The 26,441-nt window shown below is 49.3% G+C and carries 24 protein-coding genes and 3 pseudogenes; 25 read left to right on the top strand and 2 right to left on the bottom strand.

The annotated features are described in order from the left end of the window. Window positions 1–13 precede the first annotated feature (13 nt). The 12 genes and pseudogenes from RJD28_17080 (at window position 14) to RJD28_17025 (ending at window position 10,703) form a co-directional block, all read left to right on the top strand. Window positions 14–568, top strand: a complete 555-nt coding sequence (locus tag RJD28_17080) for an MT-A70 family methyltransferase (protein ID WNV59669.1) — start codon at window positions 14–16, stop codon at window positions 566–568. 3 nt (window positions 569–571) lie between these two features. Next, complete coding sequence (locus RJD28_17075) at window positions 572–961, top strand: PrgI family protein (protein WNV57866.1); 390 nt, start codon at window positions 572–574, stop codon at window positions 959–961. A 46-nt stretch (window positions 962–1,007) separates the two neighbouring features. Further along, a complete protein-coding gene (locus RJD28_17070; protein WNV59668.1) occupies window positions 1,008–3,038 on the top strand; it encodes a DUF87 domain-containing protein in 2,031 nt (676 codons plus the stop codon). Between the two features lie 493 nt (window positions 3,039–3,531). Further along, the gene (locus RJD28_17065) at window positions 3,532–5,322 is read left to right on the top strand and encodes a reverse transcriptase domain-containing protein (protein ID WNV57865.1); all 1,791 of its coding nucleotides are present in this window, start codon (window positions 3,532–3,534) and stop codon (window positions 5,320–5,322) included. A 117-nt stretch (window positions 5,323–5,439) separates the two neighbouring features. Further along, window positions 5,440–5,715: pseudogene (locus RJD28_17060) on the top strand (conjugal transfer protein TraE). Beyond that, window positions 5,696–7,414, top strand: coding sequence for a C40 family peptidase (locus RJD28_17055; GenBank protein ID WNV57864.1), 1,719 nt, complete (start codon window positions 5,696–5,698; stop codon window positions 7,412–7,414). Before RJD28_17060 ends, RJD28_17055 begins: the two are co-directional and overlap by 20 nt. A gap of 14 nt (window positions 7,415–7,428) precedes the next feature. Further along, a complete protein-coding gene (locus RJD28_17050) occupies window positions 7,429–7,683 on the top strand; it encodes a DUF4315 family protein (GenBank protein WNV57863.1) in 255 nt (84 codons plus the stop codon). 2 nt (window positions 7,684–7,685) lie between these two features. Then, complete coding sequence (locus RJD28_17045) at window positions 7,686–8,435, top strand: DUF4366 domain-containing protein (protein ID WNV57862.1); 750 nt, start codon at window positions 7,686–7,688, stop codon at window positions 8,433–8,435. Further along, window positions 8,432–8,608 carry a hypothetical protein gene (locus tag RJD28_17040; GenBank protein WNV57861.1) on the top strand — a complete coding sequence of 59 codons (177 nt, stop codon included), beginning with the start codon at window positions 8,432–8,434 and terminating at the stop codon, window positions 8,606–8,608. The genes RJD28_17045 and RJD28_17040 overlap by 4 nt, the downstream gene beginning before the upstream one ends. 4 nt (window positions 8,609–8,612) lie before the next feature. Further along, window positions 8,613–8,966, top strand: a complete 354-nt coding sequence (locus RJD28_17035) for a cysteine-rich VLP domain-containing protein (GenBank protein WNV57860.1) — start codon at window positions 8,613–8,615, stop codon at window positions 8,964–8,966. Window positions 8,967–9,145: 179 nt separating this feature from the next. Next, window positions 9,146–10,105: a hypothetical protein gene (locus tag RJD28_17030; protein ID WNV57859.1), complete on the top strand. Its 960-nt coding sequence runs from the start codon at window positions 9,146–9,148 to the stop codon at window positions 10,103–10,105. Between the two features lie 13 nt (window positions 10,106–10,118). Next, window positions 10,119–10,703 (top strand): hypothetical protein, encoded by a 585-nt coding sequence (locus RJD28_17025; protein WNV57858.1) that lies wholly within the window; start codon window positions 10,119–10,121, stop codon window positions 10,701–10,703. A 128-nt stretch (window positions 10,704–10,831) separates the two neighbouring features. On the opposite strand, the gene RJD28_17020 is transcribed toward RJD28_17025, so the two are convergent. After that, a complete protein-coding gene (locus RJD28_17020; GenBank protein ID WNV57857.1) occupies window positions 10,832–12,007 on the bottom strand; it encodes an IS110 family transposase in 1,176 nt (391 codons plus the stop codon). A gap of 286 nt (window positions 12,008–12,293) precedes the next feature. On the opposite strand from RJD28_17020, the gene RJD28_17015 reads away from it, so the two are divergent. The 3 genes from RJD28_17015 (at window position 12,294) to RJD28_17005 (ending at window position 14,307) form a co-directional block, all read left to right on the top strand. After that, a complete protein-coding gene (locus RJD28_17015) occupies window positions 12,294–12,458 on the top strand; it encodes a hypothetical protein (protein WNV57856.1) in 165 nt (54 codons plus the stop codon). Further along, entirely contained in the window at window positions 12,455–12,802 is a 348-nt protein-coding gene (locus RJD28_17010; protein WNV57855.1) for a plasmid mobilization relaxosome protein MobC, read from the top strand. The genes RJD28_17015 and RJD28_17010 overlap by 4 nt, the downstream gene beginning before the upstream one ends. Before the next feature lie 158 nt (window positions 12,803–12,960). Next, window positions 12,961–14,307, top strand: a complete 1,347-nt coding sequence (locus tag RJD28_17005; protein ID WNV59667.1) for a relaxase/mobilization nuclease domain-containing protein — start codon at window positions 12,961–12,963, stop codon at window positions 14,305–14,307. Between the two features lie 202 nt (window positions 14,308–14,509). Here the strand turns inward: RJD28_17005 and RJD28_17000 are convergent, their stop codons facing one another. Then, a complete protein-coding gene (locus tag RJD28_17000; GenBank protein ID WNV57854.1) occupies window positions 14,510–14,869 on the bottom strand; it encodes a helix-turn-helix domain-containing protein in 360 nt (119 codons plus the stop codon). A 172-nt stretch (window positions 14,870–15,041) separates the two neighbouring features. On the opposite strand from RJD28_17000, the gene RJD28_16995 reads away from it, so the two are divergent. From RJD28_16995 to RJD28_16950, 10 genes and pseudogenes are all read left to right on the top strand, one after another. Further along, window positions 15,042–16,007, top strand: a complete 966-nt coding sequence (locus tag RJD28_16995) for an AraC family transcriptional regulator (protein ID WNV57853.1) — start codon at window positions 15,042–15,044, stop codon at window positions 16,005–16,007. A gap of 138 nt (window positions 16,008–16,145) precedes the next feature. Continuing rightward, window positions 16,146–16,742: an MptD family putative ECF transporter S component gene (locus tag RJD28_16990; protein WNV57852.1), complete on the top strand. Its 597-nt coding sequence runs from the start codon at window positions 16,146–16,148 to the stop codon at window positions 16,740–16,742. Further along, a complete protein-coding gene (locus RJD28_16985; protein ID WNV57851.1) occupies window positions 16,742–17,494 on the top strand; it encodes an energy-coupling factor transporter transmembrane component T in 753 nt (250 codons plus the stop codon). Before RJD28_16990 ends, RJD28_16985 begins: the two co-directional genes overlap by 1 nt. Continuing rightward, a pseudogene (locus RJD28_16980) lies at window positions 17,491–18,958 on the top strand (energy-coupling factor ABC transporter ATP-binding protein). The gene RJD28_16985 and the pseudogene RJD28_16980 overlap by 4 nt, the downstream one beginning before the upstream one ends. A gap of 126 nt (window positions 18,959–19,084) precedes the next feature. Further along, window positions 19,085–20,869 carry an ABC transporter ATP-binding protein gene (locus tag RJD28_16975; GenBank protein WNV57850.1) on the top strand — a complete coding sequence of 595 codons (1,785 nt, stop codon included), beginning with the start codon at window positions 19,085–19,087 and terminating at the stop codon, window positions 20,867–20,869. Next, the gene (locus tag RJD28_16970) at window positions 20,870–22,618 is read left to right on the top strand and encodes an ABC transporter ATP-binding protein (GenBank protein ID WNV57849.1); all 1,749 of its coding nucleotides are present in this window, start codon (window positions 20,870–20,872) and stop codon (window positions 22,616–22,618) included. An 18-nt stretch (window positions 22,619–22,636) separates the two neighbouring features. Continuing rightward, a pseudogene (locus RJD28_16965) lies at window positions 22,637–23,004 on the top strand (metal-dependent transcriptional regulator). 465 nt (window positions 23,005–23,469) lie between these two features. Beyond that, a complete protein-coding gene (locus tag RJD28_16960; GenBank protein ID WNV57848.1) occupies window positions 23,470–23,880 on the top strand; it encodes a sigma-70 family RNA polymerase sigma factor in 411 nt (136 codons plus the stop codon). A 469-nt stretch (window positions 23,881–24,349) separates the two neighbouring features. Then, window positions 24,350–24,616, top strand: a complete 267-nt coding sequence (locus RJD28_16955) for a hypothetical protein (protein WNV57847.1) — start codon at window positions 24,350–24,352, stop codon at window positions 24,614–24,616. A 118-nt stretch (window positions 24,617–24,734) separates the two neighbouring features. Then, entirely contained in the window at window positions 24,735–26,417 is a 1,683-nt protein-coding gene (locus RJD28_16950) for a recombinase family protein (GenBank protein ID WNV57846.1), read from the top strand. Window positions 26,418–26,441: the final 24 nt, after the last annotated feature.

Below are 26,441 nucleotides of genomic sequence, written 5' to 3'. Positions count from 1 at the left end.
CCAGCAGTATTCTATCATTTACGCTGACCCGCCGTGGCGCTACTCGGCTAAGAAAGTACAGGGCGCGGCGGAAAACCATTATCCCACTATGAGCATTGAGGAGTTATGTGCGTTGCCTGTGGCTGATCTTGCAGCCCCGGACAGTGCACTCTTTTTATGGGCCACTTTCCCGCAGCTCCCGGAGGCGCTCCGGCTGATCGAGGCTTGGGGCTTCACCTATAAATCCGTTGCTTTCGTCTGGCTGAAAAAGAACAAGAAGGCGGATAGCTGGTTTTACGGCCTTGGCTTCTGGACAAGGGGCAACGCGGAAATCTGCCTGCTGGCAACCAAGGGACATCCAAAGCGGCAGGCTGCCAACATTCATCAATTCATCATTTCCCCGATTGAAGCCCATAGCAAAAAGCCGGACGAGGCCCGCGCCAAAATCATTTCCCTGATGGGCGATCTGCCCCGCGTGGAGCTCTTTGCCAGGCAGACCCCGCCCGGTTGGGCTGTATGGGGAAATGAAGTAACACCAACCATCCCGGACTTTGGGACACATTGTCCCGAAGTACAGAAAGGAGTGTGATCTATGCCCTATGTAAACGTACCAAACGATTTATCCAAAATCAAAACAAAGATGGCTTTCAACCTCACCAAACGCCAGCTTGTCTGCTTCGGCAGCGCGGGCGCAGTGGGGATTCCGGCCTATCTGCTGACCCGTGGCACCCTCGGCAATACCGGGGCGATGTTTCTCATGCTGGGAATTATGCTCCCGGCGTTCCTGCTGGCGATGTATGAAAAGGACGGCTTGCCCTTTGAAAAGGTTGTGCGAAACATCATCCGGGCCAAGTTTCTAAGGCCGGGGATCAGGGCCTACCGAACCGAAAACATTTATGCGCCCTTTGCCTGGCTGGGCGCTGGAAAGGAGGATGTGATTGAAAAACACAAAGAAGAAAAACGGAGCCGCCGCCAAGGGTAAAGGCCGGGCGACTCTGTCTGCTCAGCAGACAATCCCGTATCTGTCCATGCACCCGGACGGTGTGTGCAAGCTCCCGGGCGGGCTCTATACAAAAACCGTGGAATATGAGGACATCAATTACTCCGTGGCATCCACCGAGGATCAGACCGCCATATTCAGCGGATGGAGCTCATTCCTCAACTACTTTGACAGTTCGCTGCCGTTCCAGCTTTCCTTTATCAACCGCCGTTCTCATTCCCGCAGCCGCTATCAGGTCAATATCCCGAAAGCGGATGACAACTATAACAGCGTCCGGGACGAGTTTACCGGGATGCTGAAAAATCAGATTGCCAAAAGCAATAACGGCATTGAACGCTCAAAATACATCACCTTTGGCATACCTGCCGAGGGGATTGCGGAGGCACGGCCCCGTCTGGAGCGTGTGGAGGCTGATGTCATGGGAAACTTTAAGCGGCTGGGCGTTCCCTCGGAGCCTATGGACGGGCGGGCCCGCCTTGCGCTGCTTCATAGCCAGATGCATCCGGGGAGCCGCGAGGCGTTCCGCTTTTCGTGGAAAGACATCCCGCAGACCGGGCTCGGCACAAAAGACTTTATTGCCCCGGACAGTCTCGACTTCCGCCAGTCCCGAACATTCCGTATCGGCCAGTATTGGGGCGCGGTGTCCTACTTGCAGATTATGGCATCAGAGCTTTCGGATAAGCTGCTGGCGGAAATCTTGGAGCTGGATGCAGAAATGACTGTGACCATGCACATTCAGACCGTGGATCAGCTCAAGGCAATCAAGACCATCAAGGGGAAAATCTCGGACATCGGAAAAATGAAAGTAGAGGAACAGAGAAAGGCTGTGCGCTCCGGCTATGACCCGGACATTCTTCCCCCTGACCTGATCACATTCAGCAAGGACGCAGCGGAGCTTTTGGCTGATTTGCAAACCCGCAATGAGCGAATGTTTCTGCTGACCTTTACAGTGGTAAACCTTGCTCCTACCCGCCAGCGGCTGGAAAACGATGTGTTTACCGTGGGCGGCATCGCACAGAAATACAACTGCGCTCTGCGCCGTCTGGACTGGCAACAGGAGCAGGGTTTTGTTTCTTCGCTGGCCCTTGGTTACAACGAGGTGGAAATCCAGCGCGGTATGACCACCAGCTCCACAGCCATCTTTATCCCCTTTATGACAAGGGAGCTCCGCATGGCGGGGCAGGCCCTCTACTATGGCATGAACGCACTTTCCCACAATGTCATCATGGCTGACCGCAAAAAGCTGAAATCAGCAAACGGGATGTATTTGGGCTCTACGGGCTCCGGCAAGAGCTTTGCCGCAAAGCGCGAGCTCTTGAATGTGTTTCTCACCATCCCGCAGGATCGGATCATCGTGGTTGACCCGATGGGCGAATACGCTCCACTGGTGCGAAGGCTGGGCGGCCAGGTGATCGAGATTGCCCCGGACAGCCCGCACCACCTCAATCCGATGGATGTGGAGCTCAATATGGCCGCCGGAGAAAGCCCGCTTTCCATGAAGGCGGATTTTCTTTTGTCCCTATGCGAGCTGGTGGTCGGCGGCAAGGAAGGCTTGCAGCCCATTGAAAAGACGGTCATTGACCGCTGTGTGCGTTTGGTGTACCGGGAACAGGCGCTCGGATTGGAAACTGCAAAAACACCACTGTTGCAGGATTTGTATGAGGAGCTTTTACGCCAGCCAGAGCCCGAGGCCCGGCGCGTGGCAACTGCCTTAGAGCTTTATTGCACAGGCTCCCTCAATCTTTTTAACCATCCTACCAACGTCAAAACGGACAGCCGTGTGGTGTGCATCGTTCTGAAAAACATGGGCGAAAACCTTAGAAAGATTGCAATGCACATCACAAATGAGTTCGTTTCGCAGGCGGTGGATCAGAACTTCCACGAGGGCGCGGCGACTTGGTGCTACTTTGACGAGTTTCATATTCTGCTCCGCGATCCGCTGACGGCCAGCTACTTTGTAGCGGTCTGGAAAATGCTGCGTAAAAAAGGATGTGTGCCGTCTGCTTTGACGCAGAACGTCAAAGTGCGCCCAGATAGGGCGCTGTGCAAAGCAGTCTAAGGTACTGCCGCACACGGCAGTGTGCGAAACAATCTGCCTTACCGACTAAGGAGAAATCCTTTACGGGAACAGCGCATGGCAGAAAAAGGAATAGTCACCAAAGGACTTAGGTGCGACTGTTTTCTAATGTTAAGAAGATATGAGGATAAGATTGGGTTTATCGAATGTAAGGTTCCAGTTCCTGTTTTTTGCAGGTGTGGGAAAAGTCCTGAAACCCATGTCATAACGCTGTCACGTCATCTTTCACGGCGGGACAACTGCCAACACGTTATGAAACAGGCGTGAGAACACGTCACAACGAACCGAAAGCATATCCGACAATCTTCACTAACCTATGCACAGTGCTAACTGGGGATTGCCTAAGTCTGGCTCATTTGCCGGATATGGTAACGGAGGCTCCATAGTAGTCCGAGAGGGATAACGACCCTTACATGGCGAAGGGAGCCAGTTAGTAACATCTAAAATGTAAGAATGAAAGGGAGGAGAAACCTCAATGAAACCAACATCTGAAATTTTAGAGCGTATTGAAAAGTGTTCCAGCGAACACAAAGACGGCGTATTCACAAGACTTTACAGATACTTACTTCGTGAAGATATTTACTACGCCGCCTATCAGAAACTTTATGCAAACAAAGGTGCAACAGCACAGGGTATCGACAACGATACCGCAGACGGTTTCAGTGACTTCTATGTAAAAGAGTTAATCCAGTCACTAAAGGACGGAACCTACAAAGCCAATCCTGTAAGGCGTGAGTATATTCCAAAGAAAAACGGAAAGCTCCGTCCGCTGGGTATCCCGTCTTTCCGTGACAAGCTCCTGCAAGAAGTTGTCAGAATGATTTTAGAAGCTATCTATGAACCTGTCTTTGACAGCCACTCCCACGGTTTCAGACCGGGTAAAAGCTGTCATACCGCACTCCGTCAGATTTCTTCTGACTTCACAGGCGTGGTCTGGTTTATCGAGGGCGATATACAAGGTTGTTTTGATAACATCAATCACGAAAAATTGATTGAGATTTTGAGCAGGAAAATCAAGGACAGTCGTTTTCTGAACATCATTCGCCAGTTTTTGAAAGCTGGGTATATCGAGAATTGGAAATACAACGCCACTTACAGCGGTTCCCCGCAGGGTGGTATCTGTTCTCCAATACTTGCAAATATCTATCTGAATGAGCTGGACAAAAAGTTTCGGGAAATCGCAGAACGCTTTGATAAGCCGAGGTCTGCATATCAGACACCGGAATATCATGCGGCAAGCAAAGAATTAAAAAGACTGTCTTATTGGATTGACCATACCGCTGATGAAGCGGCAAGACAAGAACTGATTGACCAGCATAGGGCACAGAAGGAAGCTATGAGAAATCTGCCCTGCAAACCTGCCGACAACAAGAAGTTCACTTTTGTCCGTTATGCGGACGATTGGCTGGCAGGTGTGTGCGGCACAAAAGCGGAATGTGAGGACTTGAAAGCCGAAATCGCTGAATTTCTAAGCACAGAGCTGAAATTAACTCTAAGCGAGGAAAAGACGCTGATAACGCACAGCTCCGAAAAAGTCCGTTTCATTGGATATGATATTTGCGTCCGCAGAAATCAGGAAGTCAAAGGTCACAGAATGAAAAACGGAACGTGGAGAAAATCCCGTACCCTGCACATGAAAGTTGCCCTGTCTGTTCCCCATACGGAAAAGATTGAGAAATTCATGTTTGCAAAGAAAGTCATTCGCCAAAAGGAAAACGGGGAGTTTCAGCCGATACACCGAGCCGGACTTCTCAACCTTGCGGATTATGAGATTGTGGAACAGTACAATGCCGAAGCAAGAGGATTATGCAACTATTACAATCTGGCTTGTGATTATCACACGCTGGACTACTTCTGCTATCTTATGGAGTACAGTTGCTTAAAGACGATTGCTAATAAGCACAAAACCAGTATCCGCAAAATCATTCGCCAGTATAAAGACGGGAAAACATGGTCTGTCCCTTATGAAACTAAAGCAGGAACAAAACGTGTTCGCCCTGTTAAAATCGCAGATTGTAAGCGTGGCGAAGCGAGTGACATCATTTATCAGAGAAAGAAATTCAGCTGGAAAACCACTATTAGACAACGGCTCAATGCCAGAGTTTGTGAACTATGTGGGTGTAAAGAAGCCGATTTGTATGAGGTTCACGTTATACGGAACTTAAACGAATTGGGTAATTCTGATTGGGAAACCGTGATGAAAAAGAAGCGGCGGAAAACGCTTGTTGTTTGTAGCAAGTGCCATGAAAGAATACACAGACACTAATCAATACGTTAATTACTAATGGGGAGCCGGATACTTCGAGAGGAGTAAGTCCGGTTCCGAGGGAGGGTGTAGGAAACCTACCGCCAACGGCGGCAAGGCGCCTTTACCCTACCCTACGACCTTTTGGCCAGCCGGGAAATCGAGAACATTCTGGATAACACGGATTTTATGATCCTGCTTTCGCAGGCGCAGAGTGACCGTACCATTCTGGCAAAACAGCTCGGTATTTCCGAGCACCAGCTTTCCTATATCACACACAGCAATTCCGGCGAGGGCCTGTTGTTCTATGGAAATGTGACCATCCCGTTTGTGGATCGGTTCCCTCGCGGAGAAATCTATGACCTGCTGACTACCCGCCCGGAGGATATGAAGAATGAAACGAAAAACGAATAAGACCAAGGAGGGGGCTTGGTCGCAGACCGCCCACGCCCCTGACGGGGAACAGCCCGGGCCGGAGGCTTCCGACACTTCGGGACAAAGTGTCCCGAAGTCCAAGTTCCGCAAAAAGAGCCAGCAGGAACAGGCTGCGGCGGCAAAGCTCCACATGGAGTCCCAAGGCGAAAAACTGGAACAGGCCCGGGAGAAGCTGGCAAAGCAAAAGCCGCCGAAAAAGGCCGGCCCGGTAAAACGCATAGGCCGTGTTGCCAGCGGTTCCGTTCACAGCTTCGTGCATGGCAAGATTTTTGAAGTGGAACAGGAAAATGTCGGCACGGAAGGCGCACACCGTTCTGAGCTTGTGGGAGAAACCGCGCTACGGCATAGCTCTCGCTTTGTGCGCCGTAAAGTCCGGGAACATCCGGCAAAAGTGGTACGCAAGGCGGAGGCCCGCTATACCAAGTACACGGCGGACTACCATTTTCACACCGCCGCACAGGAGCACCCGGAGCTGACGAAAAATGCCCTTACCCGCTACTGGCAGAAGCAACGGCTCCGCAGGCAATACCGCAAGCAGGCAAAGGAGGCTGCAAAGCAGAGCGCGGCTGCGGCTGGGAAAACTGCCACAGCCACAGAACGCCTGACTGCCCGGGCAGTGGAATTTGTCAAAAGTCATCCCGCAGGTGCCGTGATTGCGGTGCTCTGTGTGTTACTCCTGTTTGCTATGCAGTCCTGTTCCTCTACCATGCTTATGCTGGGGAACGCCGGGGCCAGTGCATTAGGAGCCAGCACCTATCCTTGCGAGGATCGTGATATGCTGGCCGCCGAAGCCGCCTATTGTGCGTTGGAAGATGATTTACAGCATTATCTGGACACCTATGAAAGCACCCATGACTATGACGAATACCACTTCGATCTGGACGAAATCGAACATGATCCCTATGTGCTGCTTTCTCTTTTGTGTGCGCTCCATGAGGGACAATGGACAATAGGCGAGGTACAGGGAACGCTGCAAATGCTCTTTGACCGCCAGTACATTTTGACCGAGGATGTGGTGGTGGAAACCCGGTATCGCACGGAAACCGACACATGGACGGACGAGGACGGCAACTCCCATACGGACACCTATCAGGTGCCTTACGATTATTACATCTGTACGGTCACGTTGGAAAACTTTGATTTGTCCCATGTACCTGTGTACGTTATGGGCGAGGATCAGCTTTCCCGGTATGCCATCTATATGGCAACGCTGGGAAACCGTCCTGACCTGTTTCCGGATTCTCCCTATGTGAACAAGTACATTACCGGGAAACCCGGTGATTACGAAGTGCCCGGAGAATATCTGGACGATGAAACCTTTGCCGCGATGCTTGCCGAGGCGCAGAAATATATCGGCTATCCCTATGTGTGGGGCGGCAGTTCTCCCGCCACTTCCTTTGATTGCTCGGGGTACGTTTCGTGGGTTATCAATCACTCCGGCTGGAATGTGGGCAGGCTGGGAGCCCAGGGACTCTATAACATCTGTACGCCGACCAGTTCTCCAAAACCCGGTGATCTGGTGTTCTTCAAAGGCACCTATGACACGCCGGGTGTGAGCCATTGCGGGATTTATGTCGGTGACGGGAAAATGCTGCATTGCGGAGATCCCATCGGCTACGCAAACTTGAATACAAGCTACTGGCAATCTCATTTTTACGCCTACGGGCGTTTACCGTGACAGGAGGTTTTGAAATGGCAACTACCAAAAGCATGAAAATTCAGGCCGAGATTGATAAGGTCAAGGCTAAAATCAGTGAACAGCAGGCCCGGCTCAAGGAACTGGAACAGAAAAAGCTGGAGGCAGAAAACAGCGAGATCGTGGACATTGTGCGCGGCATGAGCATTTCCCTTACGGAGCTCCCGCTGCTGTTTGAGAAGCTGAAGGACGGCGGCACTTTGGGACAAAGTGTCCCGAAGTCCGAAGAAGAAAAGAAGGAGGAAAACTGAATATGAAACATTTTCGTATGTTGGCGGCGGGGCTTTGCTCCGCCGTTCTTTTATGCGGCTTTGCAATCCCGGCCTATGCCTATTCGGACGGCGGGAATGAGGAACCGCCTGTTGTGGAAGAAACTCCGGCCCCGGAGCCAGCGCCTACCATTACCCCGGGCGAGGGCTTTTCGGAGGATGGAAACCTTGTGACCCGCGATCTGCTCTACGATGCCGCAACCAACAAACAGTTCATCACGGTGGAAACCAGCGGCGGCAACACCTTTTACATTGTCATTGACTATGACAAGCCTGTGGACGAGGACGGCGAACAGTATCACACCTACTTTTTGAACATGGTAGATGAAGCCGATCTGCTGGCGGCACTGGAGGCCGCTGGCGGAGAACTTCCGGCCTGCTCCTGCACAGAAAAATGTGCGCCCGGAGCCATCCATACGGATTGCGAGGTCTGCGCGGTCAACATGACCGAGTGTGCTGGCACAGCTCCCAAACCCGCTCCGGTGACGGAACCTGCGGAGGAGCCGGAACCCGAGCCCCAGCAGAAAAGTAATACCGGGACGCTTCTGCTGATTTTGGCAGTGGCTGTTCTGGGCGGCGGTGCAGGCTGGTACTTCAAAATCTACCGCCCGAAGCATGAAAAAGCTGCTGTACCCGAAGAGGATTACAGTGAGGAACTGGCTGATTATGACGATCCCGAGGACGATGGGCCGCCTTGGGGCGAGGACGATACCGAAAGCGAGGATAATGAATGAGATTTACAAATAACCCCTATGAGGGATTTATGAAAGAAAAAAGCTACTTCAAGGGTGTGCCGCCAAGCCTGCCGCCGAAGGGCTCCCGTTGTGACGGCTGCCCTTACTGGCGCGGGATTGGCTGCGTGTTCTGCTACCGGGAGCAGCTCAAACCACCGGGCAACGGGAGGTGATGCTGTGGGCCGAGAACTGACCCGGACAGAAAAAGCGGCAATCCGCAGGCTGGTGTCAAAATGGTGTGCCAACTATGACCGGGACTGCGGCTGCCTGCCGCTGGATTGCGAGTGCTATATGTTTGGGAAATGCTGGACGGGGGCTTATTGCCGCTACTTCCGCGAGGCAGTTCTGCCCCTTGATCCGGCGCTGGAGGCTGCGCTGCTGACAGAGGGGCCAAGGCCGGATTTCAAGACTTGCCCGGTATGTGGCAGAGCCGTGGCTCCTGATGGACGGCAAACCTATTGTTCGGCGGCCTGTGCAAAGGTGGCACACCGCAGACAGCAGCGGGAATATATGCGAAAAAAGCGGGGCTGATGTGTTGACAATTAGGACACCCAAAACCCGCTTGTGACAAGGCTTTTTAAGGCCCTTTTCTGCGGGAGGCGTATGTTTCTACGTCTGGCCCTGTTTCCGTGAGATGCTGTCAACATTTTAACTGCCGGGGCTTTGGGACAATTTGTCCCAAAGTTCTGGCTTTTGTGGAAGGAGATACTATGCCGAAATATTATCCGATCAACGAAGAAGCCGCAAAGCGGGCAAAAGATATGAACAGCTTTTCCGACTATCAGCCGGGCTCCGCTACGGCGGGCTACCGGGCAATGGTCGATGAAGCGTATGCAGCGGCGGAACGCCAGAAAGCCCGTGTCGATCCAATGTACCATGATAAGATTGACGCGCTGGTGGATCGCTATGCCCGGAAACTTGCGAAAAATCTGAATGAACGCAATGTGATTGATGCCCGGGTGCCCTCTATTCTGATCTCCGGGGGCGGCAATTTCCCTGTGACAAAAAAGCACAAGCAGAACGCCGCCCGGGATCGCAACTATGGAGAGTATGCGGAGATTTCAAAGCTGCTTGATAAAATCCGCTCTGTTGGTATGGGTGGGATCAGCGCAGACGATGATCTGGCCGTGGAAAAACTGACAAAAAAGCTGGAGGGGCTGGAGTCCCAGCAAGCCACCATGAAGGCGGTCAATGCGTATTTTCGGAAACACAAAACACTGGACGGCTGCCCGGAGCTTACACCGGAGCAGACAGAAAAGCTCAAAGCAGATATGGCGCAGTCATGGCACTTGGACAAAAGCAAGCCGTACCCCGCCTATCTGCTTTCCAACAACAACGCCAACATCCGCCGTGTACGCCAGCGCATTGAGGAACTGAGCAGCCGCTCCGAGTTTGCTGGCTGGACATTCCCCGGAGGTGAGGCCAAAATCAACGAGGCTGAAAACCGTTTGCAGCTTATTTTCGAGGAAAAGCCCGATGCCGATCAGCGGCAGGAACTGAAAAACAACGGCTTTAAGTGGGCTCCCAGCCAAGGGGCATGGCAGCGGCAGCTCAACCAGAACGCCATCCGTGCTGCGGCCCGGATAGACTTTCTGCGGCCCGAGGACGGTACAAGCCCCTATCAGCTCCAGCCGTTTGTGAAAAGAGAAAACAAAGAAATGTCTCGATGATGGGAGGTGTACTATGGACAAAAATCAAGGCTACTCCATTTTGAAGGCGGTCATGCTGGAAAATGGACGAGGATTTGCATTGGGCGAACATCCCACCGCGCCATCCCGCTATGTCACATGGGCCTGCTATGATGACAAGGACGGCCAGCGGCAGTACGAATGGGGTCACTATGGAAATGACCGTGCCGCGATGGAGCAGGATTTTGCAGACCGGGTGCAGGACTATCAGCGTATTTATAACGTGGGGATCAGGCAGACCGAGGCTCCCGGTCTTTACAAGTATTATTCGACCCAGCGGCCTGTGGACATCGGGACATTCCCGAAGCCGCCCTATAACAAGCCGGATGAAATTTTCAATTACGATCAGCGCGTCCTGGTGGAAAATGGCTCGTTCTTGGCTTGGGGTTATCTTACCTATACCCGCCCCCTGACAGAAAAACAGGCATCCGACTATGAGCTGCGTCCTGCGCCTGATAATCCCGACAGGCCCCGTCCGATTGCCGAGCAGATGAAAAACGCGGCAAAGTTGGCGGAGGCAGATCGCGGCTCGGAGGCTCCGGCTCCCCAGCGCAGGCAGCCTGACCGTGGCGATAGATAAGGAGGTGACAAACTATAAACAGTCAAGTGTTTTTTTGGAATTTTATGGTTTATAAAAAAGGGTAACCTTAATAAACCATCTGAAAATAGCGTATTTCAGATGGAGGGTGTTAACTTATGAACATGAGCTCATCGAAGTTTCTTTGGGTCAAAGTCGATATCTTGACTCTCCAATGCATAGATGACTCTGACAAGCTTCTTAGCTACATGAGTGATAGCAACCCGGTGAGGCTTGTTCTCTGAACGTTTTCTGGCATAGTATGTAGCAAATGTCACATCAAACCGTATCAACGGCAGACAGCAGTTGATAAGCACATATCGTAGCTGTGAGGAACCGTGTTTTACCATCTTGCCATTATATGCTTCAGTTCCTGACTCATGTACGCTGGGTTCTATTCCGGCAAAAGCAAGCATCTGGTTAGGACTGGAGAAGTTTGAAATATCACCATATTCAGCGTAAATGATAGCAGCGGATATAGGACCGATACCTGGAATGGACATATAGTGTGGATGCACTTCATCTACCAGTCTGTTGATTTCGCTTTCTAATGTTTTGATTTCATCTACAAGGGACTTGTATAAGGTCAGCAGACTATTAAGTTCTACATCGAAGATAGAGTTGTTTACACCGACTGTATTAGCGGCAAGTTCTTTCAAGCGAATAAACTGCTGGGGAGAAAATTTTCCTCTGGAAATGGATCGAAGTTTCTCATAGGATGCGGAATTCATTCTTGCTATCTTTTCAGCGGAGCCGTAGTTTTCAAGGAGGTATAAGGCAGTTTTAGATAAACGCTCATGGAAGAACGGTTTGAACTCTGGAAAGGTGTGGTCAAGAACGTTTGTAATTTTAACAAGATAAAAAGAACGCTGGCGAACCAGCCTGTCCCGTAAACGAGTTAATGACTTTAAGGAATAAGCGTGGTAAAATCCTTTTGAATGGGGTTTGTATTCAACAGTCATTAACCAACGGGCTATTAACTCGCAGTCGATAGAATCGGTTTTGGTGCGTCGGAGAGTCTGAGACTTCTTGAAATCCTTGATTAAAACTGGATTAATTTCCATGAAGCTGTGGTTGGCATTTTCAAGGAAGAGTTCAAGATTGAGGGCATAATGGGCAGTTGATTCAAACCCTATTTTTATATCCTCAGGAGTGGAGAGTGAATTTAAGATAAGATTTAGTTGTTCAAAACCGGACTTATCATTTTTGAAAGTAAACTTTGAAACAACTTTCTGGTTGGCTGCTGATATGATGCAACAGTCGTGCTTGTACTTGGAAATATCGATTCCAACAAAGTACATGGTCATAGAAATAAGCCTCCTTATAAGATATTTAGCACTGCTGTCTTCCACAGAGAATTCGGCTGCGTAATCACGTAAATACAAACGTCATGCGTTAACAAACTAATTACCAGTAGTAGACGAAAAGCTGTGGTCTGAGTCACCTCGGAACAGTCAAAGCCGTAATGAAATAGGTACAGATCCACAGTGCTGTAATTATTATAATGGAGTATTCAATAAAGCCCAAGAGATTGGGAGAAAGGGGAATAATCCATTACCCTCAAAAGAGGATAATTGGATTATACGTGCGTATATGGAAAAGAAACGTGAACAGGAATTGTCTGTACTGGAGGTGCTGCGCCTGCACCGTGAATTTCATTTGCCGCGCCCTGTTCCGGTAGACGAACAGGAAAAGCCGCTGGATAAAGTAAAGGAGCCGCCCCGCGCCTGCCGCAGCCGGGAGCGTGAGGAACGATGACAAAGAAACGCCGCCGTCCGATCCATCTTCATGTGATGGTGTCGGAGGCGGAGCAGGCCCTGATTCAAGAACGTATGGCGGAGGCTGGCATCCGTAACATGGGAGCCTATATGCGGAAAATGGCCCTGAGTGGGTATGTGCTTCATGTTGACCTTTCGCCTGTTCGTGAGCTGGTTTCGCTCCAGCGGCGATGCTCCAACAATCTGAACCAAGTGGCAATTCAAGCCAACACCTACGGCGCAATTTATCCCGAAGAACTCGCAGCCTTACAGCGGGACTATGCCGCGTTGTGGGGGCCGCTGTCTGATCTTTTGAAACAGCTCTCCGCGCTGGTAGAGCTTTGATCCGTCCGGGGAGTGGTTGATACCGCTCCCCGGCTTTTTCTACTTCGGGACAAAGTGTCCCAAAGTAAAAATACTATTTGCCGGAAGGAGGGATTTCTACGGCGACCACCTACATCCGCCCTTATAAAACAGCGGCGGGAAAAAGTGCAATTCAAACGATGGAGGATCGTTTCACCTATGGCATGAACCCGGAAAAGCTGGGAGCCGTATCTTCCTATCTCTGCGACCCGAACACGGCTCCCGCCGAGTTTCTTCTGGTAAAAAGTCAATACCTTGCAGAGACAGGCCGGGCCGTATCTCGCGGGGCCCTGTTCTTTCAGATCCGGCAGGCGTTCCTGCCCGGGGAGGTTACAGCGGAAGAAGCAAACCGTATTGGTTATGAAACGGCGATGCGCTGGACAAAGGGAAAGTATCAGTTCTTCGTCTGTACGCATACCGACAAGGCCCATATCCACAATCACATTTATTTCAATGCGACGGCCTTTGATCGCTCCCGGAAATTTCATAATTTCATTGGTTCGTCCTTTGCCCTGCGGCGGCTCTCTGACCGCGTGTGCATCGAACATGAATTGTCTGTCATTCAAAATCCGCGCCAGCACAGCAAGGGCCGTTTTCTCCACTACGGCCAGTGGATCGGTGAAAAGCCGCCCTCTGCCAAGCAGCGGGTACGGCTGGCTGTTCTCGCCGCTTTGGAGAAAAAGCCCACGGACTTTGCCGACTTTCTTCGTCTCATGGAGGAGTCCGGCTTTGCGGTGAAACATGGGCGGGGCGGTGTCATCTCATTCCTTGCGCCCGGGCAGGAAAAACCGACCCGGCTCCGGGCTTCTACACTTGGAGCCGGATTTGACCCGGAGGACATCAAGGCGGTAATTGCCGGGGAACGTCCGCTCCCTGAACTGCCAGAGGAGCCCACGGTTCCGCCACGGCGAGTCAATCTCATCATCGACATTCAAGAGCGTATGGCCCAGGGCAAAGGCCCAGCCTATGAACGATGGGCCAAGGTCTACAACTTAAAGCAGATGGCGGCTGCACTCCAGTATTTGCAGGAGCATCATCTGACAGACTATGCGGCGCTGACGGCCAGCACCGAGGCTGCGGCGGATCACTTTCACAAGCTGTCTGACGAGCTCCGCACAACGGAGGAGGCTCTTTCCAAAACCTCGGAGCTGATGGCTGCCACGGTGGACTATGCCAAGACCCGCCCGGTGTTTGATGGGTACAAGGCTGCGCGGTACAGCAAAAAGTATCTGGCCCAGCATGAAGCAGAGCTTGCCACTTACCGGGCGGCAAAGGATACCATGAACACCATACTGAACGGCGCAAAGCTCCCTAAGATTGAAGCACTAAAAAAATCCCGCCGTGAGCTGGCGGGACAAAAGAAAGAGCTTTATGCGGAATATCGCAAGGCCCAGGCGGATATGCGGCAGGCTGTGGCAATCAAAGCGAACATTGATCATCTGCTCGGCGTGACGGACGAGCGTGAGAATAAGGCACAGGAACGATAGTGACGGGCCGCAGACTACGGTGCAGCGCACCGGGACTTTGGGACAATTTGTCCCGAAGTACAGCGGGTTTGGGGAGCTCCCCAACAAGCATTTTTGCGGGCCCTGCGCCCTGCAAAAATTTCGGAGTGTGGCCACACCCGAATTGCTTGCCAAAACGCGCAACCCGCAACATGGCGCAAAAAAACGGAGGTTACGCTTTCTTTTACGTTTCCTCCGTTTCTTTCGATGCTTTCATCGCTTGGATTGTAGCTTCAACGATTTTCAATTCTCTTTCGTCCAAGGCGTTCAACATGGCATCAATCCGCTTCCTGCACTCGCTCCCGCTATTCTGGGACGGGTAAAAGTATTGATCCACCGATATATCAAACATTGTGACCATCTGATAAAAGGTGTTGAAGCTTGGATGCTGACCATCATTTTCATTATACATAATGGTACGCGGAGCGCGGTCAACAATATAGGCCAGTTGCTCCTGTGTCATGCCGCTGGCTTCTCTTGCCCGCTTGATGGCGAGCCCTATATCGTGAAAATCAAAGCGTCTTTCATCTCGTTCTATCTTCATAACATCACCTGATATGATTTTACATTTCATGTGATATTATTTGAACGACTATCTATTTCATACTACTGACTATTTAATTTCACTTTAGCAATTGGCGACCCTACCTTGACTGCCATCAAAATATAAAGTATTATATGCTTAGCCTTGGCTAACCCAGAAAGGAGGGCGCACGATGACAAACCAATACATGACGAAGCTGTACCATGATCTGCTCTCCAACTCTCCGCAGACAGTGACAATAGATATTCCGGCTGATATGGGAACAGGCCAGATTTCACAGGTTGTTACAAAGCAAGGAGCTGTTGTATCAGACTGGAAAATGAACTATTTTTCTGATATGAATGTGCAGGGTGTAAGCTGCGAAGATTATATTCAACTTTTATTTTGCTTCAATGATGGCGTATCGTGGAATATTGCAGATGCACGTCAAAGTGTCAGCATACAGAAAGGCGAATCTTGTATTTATCGAGGACATGGTAAGATGGAATACCTGTGTTATTCCGGGAAAACAGACTTCCTTTTCAAAAATATAAAAATTCCCATGCCCTATTTTCACAAAATCTTGAATGACTACTTTGAAGATAGTGAGATAGATGCTTATGAGAAGAAGTTATTGACTGGCATTTCAAAAGTGAACATTACCCCGTATATGGAGCACATTTTTGCGGAGGTAAAAGATTTTACGCAATACCGGGGCGGTTTAGGGTATTTATTTCTGGAAAGTAAGGTTTTTGAATTGCTGTCCGTGTATTTGAGTGAAGTATTGGAACTTAGTATTCTTTCATCAAGCTATATCAGTATTTCTAAAAGTGACAGGGACTCGATTACCGAAGCAAAACGGATCATCGACAGCCAGCTTGCTTTTGCACCAAGTTGTGAGGAACTGGCGAAAAAGGTAAATATCAGTGTTTCCAAACTGACAAAGGGATTTAATTCTTTATTTGGGACATCTGTTCACGCATATATCATAGATCAAAGACTGGAAAAGGCAGCCGGGCTACTTTTGGAAAGCGACTTGAACGTAAGCCAGATTGCAACGCTTGTTGGATATTCAAAACCAAGCAATTTTGCGGCTGCGTTCAAAAAGAAATATGGAGTAATACCTAAGAACTATAAAGATGAAAATACGATTGGCTAAACCTAAAAAATACCGATTTTGGGTAGAATGAAATCGGGTTTGGGTTGGATATTGGGCATGAAATTGCTAAAATGCGTTGTGTGGTTAGAACACTCTAACCACACAACGCATTTTCTCAGATATAAGGAGGATACTGGTATGAGTTCCCAGAAAAAAAGTTCCCGGCTTGAGGGAAAAGATTTAATTACTATCGGCATCTACACCGTCATCTATGTCGTGATTGTTATGCTGGTGGCGATGCTTGGCTTTATCCCCATTTTTATTCCGCTGATGGCGGTGCTGTGCCCTTTGATTGGCGGCATCCCCTATATGCTGTATGTTACAAAGGCTAAAAAATTCGGGATGACTGCAATCATGGGTTTCCTGATTGGCCTAATCATGGTGTTCTTCGGCAACGGCTATCTTACTATGGTAACTGGTCTCGTTGGCGGCCTGTTGGCCGACGTGATCCTGAAAAAGGCGGACTACAAAAGTGCAAAGAGTACAGTTCTTTCCTGCGGCGTGTTCAGCATCTGGGTGTTTGGCAACTTTGCTCCCATTTTCCTGAACCGTGAAAGCTATATGGTAATGTTGACTGAAGGATACGGCGCTGAATATGCAGCTACCCTTAATACATATATGCCTATGTGGATTGCGCCTATTCTGCTGGTTGCCTGCTTTGTGTTTGGCCTTGTCGGAGGTGTGATTGGGAAAGCTATTTGCAAAAAGCACTTCCAGCGTGCCGGTATTGCATAATGGCGCGGGAAATTCTGCTCAGCAAAAAAACAGAACAAGGGTTACGGCTCGATCCGCGTACAAAACTGTTGCTCATCTTCATCATAAGCATTTTTGTCATGGGTGGAACAGGCGGAGAAGCTATGGGGCTGATCCGCCTTGTTCTTTGTACGGTTCCGGCTATATTGCTGCTTACCTCGAAACAATGTGCAAAAGCTGTGGGCTATATTGCTGTGTTTTCTGCTTTTTATGCTGTTCAAATTTATGTTTTGCCGCACCTTACGGGGATATTGAATTTCCTCGTTCTGTTTACAACCGGATTCTTCTGCCGAATCCTTCCCAGTGTTGCGATTGCTGCCTATGCAGTGAAAACAACAACGGTCAGTGAATTGATTTCCGGCATGAAAAGAATCCATATGCCTCAAGAAGTGACGATCCCCTTAACGGTCATGTTCCGCTTCTTTCCAACTGTCTTTCAGGAGTCAGAAGCAATCAGTGACGCTATGAAAATGCGTGGGATTAAACTTGGAGGGAAAAAACCTTCAAAAATATTGGAGTATAAGCTGATTCCGATGATTACCTGCTCCGTGAAAATCGGTGAGGAACTTTCCGCTGCGGCAATTACCCGTGGCCTCGGCGCTCCTGTCAAACGCACAAACATTTGCCAGCTTAAATTCAATTTTGCCGATGTGGTGCTGATCTTGTTTTGTTGCTTTGTAGTGTTTTGGGCGATTGCTTCCCCGATAATTTCCGCAGGAGGGATTTTGCCATGATAGATTTTCAAAATGTTTCTTTTTCTTATGGTGAAGAATCCAGCGGCGGAGGGATTAGAAATGTCAATCTCACCATAAACACAGGGGAATTTGTTTTACTCACGGGAGAATCCGGCTGCGGGAAAACAACGATTACCCGTTTGGTAAACGGGCTGGTGCCTCATTATTACGAAGGTAATTTAGAGGGCGATGTCCTTCTGGACGGAAAAAGCGTATCAGATACGCCGCTTTATGACTTGGCTGCTATGGTGGGATCTGTATTCCAGAATCCCAAAAGTCAGTTTTTCAACGTGGATACGGATAGTGAATTAGCCTTTGCCTGTGAAAATTTAGGCTATCCCCAGGAAGATATCCTGAAAAGGATTGACCGTACAGTTTCCGATTATCATATTGAAGATTTGATGGGGCGAAGCGTGTTTGCTCTGTCCGGGGGCGAAAAGCAAAAAATAGCCTGTGCTTCATCAAGTGTATTGCTACCGGGAATTATGGTCCTTGACGAACCATCTTCTAATCTGGATATGGCTGCTATTGATGACCTGCGGCAGGTCTTGAGCCTCTGGAAAAAGCAGGGCAAAACAATTCTGATTGCAGAACACCGCCTTTACTACCTTCACGATCTTGCAGATCGTGTGCTGTATGTAAAAGATGGGGAGATTGAACGGGAATACACGCCTGCTGAATTTGACAGTTTATCGGATAGCACTCGAAAAGAAATGGGGCTGCGGCCGTTTTCTCTCTCGAAGTTGAAACCCGCGAATCAGTATCAGGCGCATACAGCTAAACTGATGGAATTTCAAAATTTCTGCTTTGCGTATAAAAAGCGGGAACCGGAAAGCCTCCATATTCCGAGTGCTGAACTGCCTGTTGGAGAAACGATTGCCATTATCGGCCTGAATGGCGCTGGAAAATCTACTTTGGCCCGCTGTATTTGCGGACTGGAAAAAGAAGTGTGGCCTTTTGCAGGTTGACGGGAAAACCCTTGATTGGAAAGCCCGGCTCAAACATTGCTACATGGTAATGCAGGATACCAGCCATCAGCTATTTACCGAAAGCGTGATGGATGAAGTGCTTCTGAGCATGGACAACGAGGATGAAACTGTTGCAGATGAAATCCTTAAACAGTTTGATCTGCTGGAATATAAAGACAGGCACCCGCTTTCTCTTTCCGGCGGGCAAAAACAGCGGGTAGCGATCGCATCTGCCATTGTGAGTAACCGGGAGATCATTGTGTTTGACGAACCAACCAGCGGGCTTGATCTCAAACATATGCGGGAAGTTGCGCGGAGTTTGAAGTCACTCGCGGATCAGGGCAAAACGCTTCTTGTTATTACGCATGATCCGGAGTTGGTGATGGCGGGATGTTCGTATGTAGTCCATATGGAAAAAGGGCAAATAAAAGAAAGCTATCCATTGGACGAATCCGGCAGTAAAAAGGTTTTGGATTTTTTCCGAATCCGCCAGTGAATTTTAGAAATTATGAATGTCAGGGCCGCCTTGACTGGACAGAAAGATAATGATAAGAGGCCGCTTTACTTTGGCGGCCTCTTGTTTTTGAAGCACAGACAGTACGGCTCAATATAAGGAGGGCTTATGTTCAAAAAAATCTTTGAGTACGCAGGGCCATATAAGAAAAATATGTATGTGGCCACGGTCGTTGTACTGGTCAGCGTTCTTATGGGCGTCCTGCCTTTTGTGCTGGCTTATCAGGTGATCGCGCCGCTGGTCATGGGTGAATCTATTGAAGCATCCTTTATCATTTTGCGCGTGGTTCTTGTCTTGGTGTGTCTGGTGCTGCAAGCCCTTTTCTATGGCTGGGGGCTGAATCTTTCTCACAAAGCCGCTTACGACACGCTGCTCCGTCTGCGGACGGCACTTCAAAAACGGTTTGAAAAGCTGCCCCTTGGTGTCATTCAGGATAAAGGCACCGGCACAGTCAAAAAGCTGTTCGTGGATGATGTAGACAGTCTGGAAGTTTTGCTGGCTCACTCCATGCCGGAGGGAATTGCAAACCTGATGATCCCTATTGCGGTTTATGTGGCAATGTTCTTTGTGGATTGGAAACTGGCGCTTCTGTCGCTGGCATCCATTCCGATCAGTCTGATTGCCATGATGACGATGTATTCCGTTGGCATGAAGAAAATGGGGCCTTACTACATGGCCGGACAAAAGATGAACAATACCATTATTGAGTACATTAACGGTATGGAAGTTGTCAAGGTATTCAATAAGGACGCAGATTCCTACGAGCGGTTCCGCAAAGATGTATCAGATTATCGGGACTATACTCTGGCGTGGTACAAGGCGGCGTGGCCGTGGATGGCAATTTACAGCAGTCTGCTTCCATGCACCATTATTCTGACTTTGCCTGTTGGCGCATGGTTCGTTCTCTCTGGCTGGTCTACTCTGCCTAATTTGATCTTGGTACTGTGTCTTTCTTTAAGTATTGGTATGCCGCTGCTGAAATCTCTCGGTTTCCTGCCTACCATGCCCCAGCTTAACTATAAAATTTCTGCATTGGAGCAGGTGTTGGATGCGCCGGAGCTCCAGCAGACAGAAGGTGCGTTCCACGGGAAAGATGACACCATTACTTATGACCATGTTTCTTTCGCTTATCAGACCACACAGCCCGGCCCGGATGGAAAGCCTGTTGTAATTGAGGATGAAGTTCTCCATGACATTTCCTTTACGGCAAAAGCTGGACAGAAAACAGCCCTTGTTGGTGAATCTGGCTCCGGCAAGAGTACATTAGCGAAACTGCTGATTCACTATTATGACCCACAGAAAGGCAGTATTTCCATCGGTGGGCAGAAACTATGCGATATGAGTCTTGAAGCACTCAACAGCCGTATCTCCTATGTGGCACAGGATCAATACCTGTTCAATACCTCTCTGCTCGAAAACATTCGGCTTGGTCGGCTGAACGCAACGGATGAAGAAGTGGTGGAGGCCGCAAAGAAAGCTCAGTGTATAGAGTTCCTTGAGAAACTTCCGCAGGGTATTCATTCGATGGCTGGTGATGCAGGAAAAATGCTCTCCGGCGGTCAGCGCCAGCGTATTTCTCTGGCAAGGGCAATCTTAAAGGATGCTCCTATTGTGGTGCTTGACGAGGCAACTGCCTATGCCGATCCTGAAAACGAAGAAAAGATGGAGGCCGCCATTGCAGAGCTTGTAAAAGGTAAGACCCTTGTGGTTATTGCACACAAATTACCAGCCATTATGAACGCAGATCAGATTTGTGTTATGGATCACGGAAAACTGGTTGCAACGGGCAGACATCAAGAGCTGATCCAGTCCTGCCCTGAATATCAAAAGTTGTGGAAAGCGGCACAAGACAGCGCCGAGTGGAAAGTACACACTGCAAAGGAGGGGAAATAAATGTTTGCTTTGTTTTCAAGAATATTGAAACTTTCCGGCCGTTATAAGAGCCGTATTCAGGGCGCATTTGTTTGTGCGTTTCTGGAATCCATTCTGTCCAAAATGCCGATTTTTCTGGCCTTTGTGGTTTTGAGTGGATTTGCAAACAAGACCATTACCGGGCAGACTTGCCTTTATGTGGGACTTGGCCTTGCCGCTATTGTGCTGGTTCAGATGCTCGTCCATTATCTTAGTGACAGCCTGCAAAGTGCAGCGGGATATTTGATGTTCGCTGACAAGCGTATCGAATTGGGCGGCCATCTGCGGAAACTTCCGATGGGATATTTCACTTCCGGCAATATTGGCAAGATCAGTTCTGTCCTCAGTACCGACATGGTGTTCATTGAAGAAGTCGCTATGAGTACGCTGGGAAACATGATGAGCTATCTGCTGTCCTCGCTGGTTTTGCTGGCGTTCATGTTTTATCTGAATTGGCAGCTTGGCTTGATCGCTGCGATAGTTACTATTTTGGCATGGCTGGTATCTAAGGGAATGAACAAAGTTTCCCTACGAGAAGCAGCAGGCCGTCAGGAGCAGAGTGAACGGCTGACCGATGCGGTGCTGTCTTTTGTGGAGGGCATTGGTGTTATTAAGAGCTATAACCTGCTTGGAGAAAAATCCGAAGAACTGTCCGGCAATTTCAAGCGTTCCAGAAATACATCGCTTGACTTTGAACGAAAAATGACCCCGTGGACAATGGGGCTGAATATCCTTTACGGTATTGGTATTGCGGCAATTTTCGGCCTGTCTATTGTGTTGGAACAGAGCGGTGCGCTTTCTTTGGCTTATGTGTTGAGTGTTCTGCTATTTGTATTTGATCTTTTTGGCCCGTTGAAGGCTCTCTATGGAGAAGCATCCAGACTAACCGTTATGAACGCTGCCCTTGATCGTATTGAAGCGGTATTGGATGAACCGGAACTTTCCGACAACGGCAAGCAGCATATTCCGGCTCAGGCACAGCCGGGACAGCCGGAAGTCCTGTTCAACGATGTTACATTTGCTTATCAGGATAAAGAGGTTCTGCATCATATCAGTTTTGCCATGAAGAAAAATTCTATGACAGCGCTGGTTGGACCGTCCGGTAGCGGTAAGTCCACCATTGCAAACTTGCTGGCGCGACTTTGGGATGTAAAATCCGGCAATGTGACGATAAGGGGCGTGGATATTCGCAATGTACCTCTGTCGGAATTGATGGATCAGATCAGCATGGTATTCCAGCGCGTGTATCTGTTTCAGGACACCATTTACAACAATATCATCATGGGAAAGCCGGATGCCACGGAAGAAGAAGTCTATGAGGCTGCCAGAAAAGCCCGCTGCTATGATTTCATTATGGCTTTGCCCGACGGATTCCAAACGGTGGTTGGTGAGGGCGGTGCAACACTTTCCGGCGGCGAAAAACAGCGTATTTCGATTGCCCGCTGTATTCTGAAAGACGCGCCTATTGTCATTTTGGATGAAGCTACCGCAAGTGTAGATACGGACAATGAAAGCTATATTCAGGAGGCTATTTCCGAATTGGTGAAGGGAAAGACCCTGCTTGTAATCGCTCACCGCCTAAATACCATCCAGAACGCCGATCAGATTTTAGTTATAGACAACGGCCAGATTGCACAGCAAGGAACCCATGAGGAACTTTTGAAACAGCCTGGTATCTATCAGGATTTTGTCAATATCCGAAAGAGTGCGGCTGGCTGGAGTCTTGCTTAATGACGAAAGGAGCTGCCTATGAAACTTCATACTGCCGGAGAGGATTATTTGGAGGCCGTGCTTATACTTCAAAAGAAGCTCGGTATGGTGCGTTCCGTGGATGTTGCTCGGTACATGGAGGTTTCAAAACCCAGCGTTTGTTACGCAGTAGGAACTTTACGAGAGGGCGGCTTTTTGACAACAGACGAAAACCATTATCTACACCTGACCGATCTTGGCCAGGAGGTGGCTGAAAAAAAATCTACGAGCGCCATTGTTTTTTAACGAAGCAACTTATATCTATAGGCGTTGATCCTGAAACGGCGGAGGCTGATGCCTGCCGGATTGAACATGATATTAGCGCAGAAACCTATGAACGGCTGAAAGAATTAGTCACGAAAGAATAATTAGATAGCGTATGAACCTGCCCCGACTACGGGGAAAGAAAAAAAACCGTTGGTTGGGGCAGGTGATTTTGCGCGCCTATTTTAAGTTATTACCCTAACGGCGGTTTTGAGAAATCAGAGCCGCCGTTTCTTTGCGTTTACACAAACCAATGACGACTTGCAGGGACACGGTAGCCGATGGGAGGTTATTTTGCCGTGTCCTTTTCTCTTTTTCGCAGCATCCATGATCTGCACCAGCTAAAAAAAGCGTAGCCCCTCCATTGGAGCAGTCGGGCTTTGAACGTGAAATTAAACAGTACATAACCGAAAATATATTTTCGTGCGCTTGTGCGGCCTTGTGTCGCGCAGGCGCATTTTGCTTTCCAGACTTCGAGACAAAGTGTCCCGAGGTGCGGTGCCGTTCTCCGCCGTTACTCCATTTCGTTTCCGACCAACCCCGAACAAACTGAAATGGAGGATTTTACGATGACTACTATCAATTTGAAAGATATTTATTATTGGTACACGCAGGATCAGCTTATCGAAGTTTCTGACGAGGTGGCCGAGGTATTCAAGGCCGATGCCCGCTATGAGATGGCCTATCAGCGGCGGCTCTCCCGGCACAAGGCGCAGTATTCTCTGGACTGCGATGACGGGATTGAGTATTCCGCTTGCCTGCATGAGCCGACCCCGCAGGAGCTCCTTGAACGAATGGAAACCTTTCTTCGTCTGTGGAACGCTCTCAATTCTCTGCCGGAGATTCAGGGCCGCAGAATTGACGCACATATCATTCTTGGCAAGTCGATTAAGGAAATTGCCGAGGCCGAGGGCGTACATGAGGAGTCTATTCGCCAGTCGATCAAGCGTGGCCTTGAACGCATGAAAAAAACTTTTTGATTTTTTCATCTTAACCCACTTGGAATTGATGAAAAAATGTCTCGGTTTATGAGAGGAGGTTTTCTTCCTAACGCAAGGGAATAACGGCAGCCCTGAGTAAGTACAGGGAGCCAGACAGTGGGTGCGCAGTGACATCTCCTAAAAGAGATTGAACGAACAACACCAACACTGTAAATGGGCCCGGTCATCCCAAGCCCATGATCCGGCGCTGAACAGGTTGGCTGCCTGTTCCTCCGGGCTTGTCGCTTTACTTGCGTTGAGAGCGCCGCACAGAAAATAACGATTGTCTTTGGACAGGCCAAGTAAATATGTACGGCGCTCTCTAATATTCAAAAACTATAATAAACCTCGAGACAAAGTGTCCCAAGGTGGAGTAAGGCAACAGGCCAGCATCCCGGTGGTGCTGGCCTGTTGCGTTTCCCCACCAAACAGCGGGGGGCGTTCTATCAATCTGCGAAGGAGGTTTACCGTGAAATTAACTACACAGGAACTTGAACAAATGAGAAGCGTTGACATTGGCGCGGTGGCTGCCGAGTCCCTGCCTGATGTGAGCGGTATGACCTTTGACAATGCGCTTTCCCGAAAGGAGCGCATCTCTCGATTTTTGCAGACTGTCAAAAATCCATACTGCTTTTGCATCGGTGGTGTTGGCGTGAAAATTGAATTTGCTGAAAGCGGGCCATCTCTCCAAGATAAGCTGACGGATTTCCTGCTGCGGCAAAGAAGCGGGCTGTAACTTCGGTTACAGCTCGTTTTGCTTCTTCGAGACAAAGTGTCCCGAAGCGGAGGCATCCTTGTTGTCCTCCCCGGACAGAGTTATAATATAAGTGTAATGTGATAGGGAAGGAGGAACAATGGCACGAGCAAAAAACAGAGGGTATCAGCAGAGTTTCTCTCCCTCTTACACAATCCGCCGCTGGCGGCTGGGCATCTATATCCGACTTTCAAAGGAAGATTTGAAAAAAGGAAAAGACGATAGCAACAGCGTAAAGAACCAGCGTGACCTACTGAACGATTTTTACCGACGAAACATTGACGAGTTTGAAAGCATCACGGAATATGTGGATGATGGTCATACTGGAACGGACGCCAACCGTGAAGATTTTCAACGGCTCTTGGCGGATGTCATGAGTGGTAAAATCAACTGCGTTATAGTAAAAGACCTGTCCCGCTTCGCACGAAATTATAGCGATGCCGGAAGTTTGATCGATAACCTGTTTGTTCAAATGGGTGTTCGCTTTATCAGCCTTGCTGAGAATGTGGACAGCTACAAGAACCCCGACAGCGTTTCAAATATCATCGTTCCCATTACAAACGTGATGAACGATAATTACTGCTATCAGACTTCCAAAAAGATCCGGCAGGTATTTGACTACAAGCGGCGCAACGGCCAGTATATCGGAGCATTTGCTCCTTACGGCTATGTAAAGCACCCAAAGGACAAGCACAGGCTGATTGTTGATCCCGATGCTGCTGAAAATGTCAAACTCATTTTCACAATGCTTATTCAAGGGTCATCAAAACGTGCTATCGCGCTGTACCTGAACGAACACGGCGTACCGAGCCCCTCGGCTTACAAGGTACAAAAGGGCCTGCCTGTTTCGACAAGAGGGTATGACGATCCTATGTGGGGAGTCCGCATGATCCACTCCATTCTTACCAATCCGACCTACACCGGGGATTTAGCCCAAGGCCGAAGCCGGGTGAAAAGCTACAAGGTACACCAGATTGAAGCTGTTCCCCGTGAGGAATGGGTAGAAGTCGCTGGAACGCATGAGGCCATTATCGACTATGAAACTTTCGATAAGGTACAGGCTCTCTTACAGCGTGATACCCGTACTTCCCCGAAAGGCCGTGAGGTACATTTATTCAGCGGCTTTCTGAAATGTGCCGATTGCGGGCGGGCCATTACCCGATGCGTTGGCAAGAACAACAATGTATATTATTCTTGCTCAACCTACAAGAACCGTTCCCGGACAGCCTGCACCATGCACTCAATCAAGCATGAACGGCTGGAGGCTGCTGTTTTGTTCGCTGTACAGCATCAGGTACATTTGGCTGTTTCCTACTCGGAAATCGTCACGCAGATCAATTCCGCTCCAATCAAAAAAAGCCAGTCTTACCGACTGGACGATCTGATAGCTGCAAAAGAGCGGGAACTGACAAAGATAACACGCTACAAGCAATCTCTTTATCAGGACTGGAAAGACGGTGAAATCACCCAGCAGGAATACCGGGATATGAAGGCTGACTATGAACGGCAGACTTCTGATATTTCCGCGGTGCTTACCCGGCTGAACGCTGAACGCGCAGAACTGGCAAACGGTGTGGACAACGAGCATCCTGCACTGGTAGCCTTTATGAAGTATCAGAACATTGAAGCCCTCAACCGTGAAATCTTGGTTGAACTTGTGGACTATATCAAGGTCTATGAAAACGGCAATATCAGCGTGAAATTCAAATTTGCTGACGAGCTCCGCAAGATTGCCGAGTACATTGAAATCAACACTACGGAAGATACCGCAGTAGCGGGCTAACCCCCGCTACAAACCCCTTTGACA

The sequence above is a fragment of the Oscillospiraceae bacterium NTUH-002-81 genome (genome assembly GCA_032620915.1).
Taxonomy (GTDB): domain Bacteria; phylum Bacillota; class Clostridia; order Lachnospirales; family Lachnospiraceae; genus JAGTTR01.
Note: the sequence above shows the minus strand (reverse complement) of the source record. Positions and strands in the feature narration are given on the sequence as shown.

Bases quoted from the DNA above. Each gene is read 5' to 3' on its own strand.
- RJD28_17075 (WNV57866.1), top strand. From the start codon at position 572: ATGCCCTATGTAAACGTACCAAACGATTTATCCAAAATCAAAACAAAG.
- RJD28_17070 (WNV59668.1), top strand. From the start codon at position 1,008: ATGCACCCGGACGGTGTGTGCAAGCTCCCGGGCGGGCTCTATACAAAA.
- RJD28_17065 (WNV57865.1), top strand. From the start codon at position 3,532: ATGAAACCAACATCTGAAATTTTAGAGCGTATTGAAAAGTGTTCCAGC.
- RJD28_17055 (WNV57864.1), top strand. From the start codon at position 5,696: ATGAAACGAAAAACGAATAAGACCAAGGAGGGGGCTTGGTCGCAGACC.
- RJD28_17050 (WNV57863.1), top strand. From the start codon at position 7,429: ATGGCAACTACCAAAAGCATGAAAATTCAGGCCGAGATTGATAAGGTC.
- RJD28_17045 (WNV57862.1), top strand. From the start codon at position 7,686: ATGAAACATTTTCGTATGTTGGCGGCGGGGCTTTGCTCCGCCGTTCTT.
- RJD28_17040 (WNV57861.1), top strand. From the start codon at position 8,432: ATGAGATTTACAAATAACCCCTATGAGGGATTTATGAAAGAAAAAAGC.
- RJD28_17030 (WNV57859.1), top strand. From the start codon at position 9,146: ATGCCGAAATATTATCCGATCAACGAAGAAGCCGCAAAGCGGGCAAAA.
- RJD28_17025 (WNV57858.1), top strand. From the start codon at position 10,119: ATGGACAAAAATCAAGGCTACTCCATTTTGAAGGCGGTCATGCTGGAA.
- RJD28_17020 (WNV57857.1), bottom strand. From the start codon at position 12,007: ATGACCATGTACTTTGTTGGAATCGATATTTCCAAGTACAAGCACGAC.
- RJD28_17015 (WNV57856.1), top strand. From the start codon at position 12,294: ATGGAAAAGAAACGTGAACAGGAATTGTCTGTACTGGAGGTGCTGCGC.
- RJD28_17010 (WNV57855.1), top strand. From the start codon at position 12,455: ATGACAAAGAAACGCCGCCGTCCGATCCATCTTCATGTGATGGTGTCG.
- RJD28_17005 (WNV59667.1), top strand. From the start codon at position 12,961: ATGGAGGATCGTTTCACCTATGGCATGAACCCGGAAAAGCTGGGAGCC.
- RJD28_17000 (WNV57854.1), bottom strand. From the start codon at position 14,869: ATGAAGATAGAACGAGATGAAAGACGCTTTGATTTTCACGATATAGGG.
- RJD28_16995 (WNV57853.1), top strand. From the start codon at position 15,042: ATGACAAACCAATACATGACGAAGCTGTACCATGATCTGCTCTCCAAC.
- RJD28_16990 (WNV57852.1), top strand. From the start codon at position 16,146: ATGAGTTCCCAGAAAAAAAGTTCCCGGCTTGAGGGAAAAGATTTAATT.
- RJD28_16985 (WNV57851.1), top strand. From the start codon at position 16,742: ATGGCGCGGGAAATTCTGCTCAGCAAAAAAACAGAACAAGGGTTACGG.
- RJD28_16975 (WNV57850.1), top strand. From the start codon at position 19,085: ATGTTCAAAAAAATCTTTGAGTACGCAGGGCCATATAAGAAAAATATG.
- RJD28_16970 (WNV57849.1), top strand. From the start codon at position 20,870: ATGTTTGCTTTGTTTTCAAGAATATTGAAACTTTCCGGCCGTTATAAG.
- RJD28_16960 (WNV57848.1), top strand. From the start codon at position 23,470: ATGACTACTATCAATTTGAAAGATATTTATTATTGGTACACGCAGGAT.
- RJD28_16950 (WNV57846.1), top strand. From the start codon at position 24,735: ATGGCACGAGCAAAAAACAGAGGGTATCAGCAGAGTTTCTCTCCCTCT.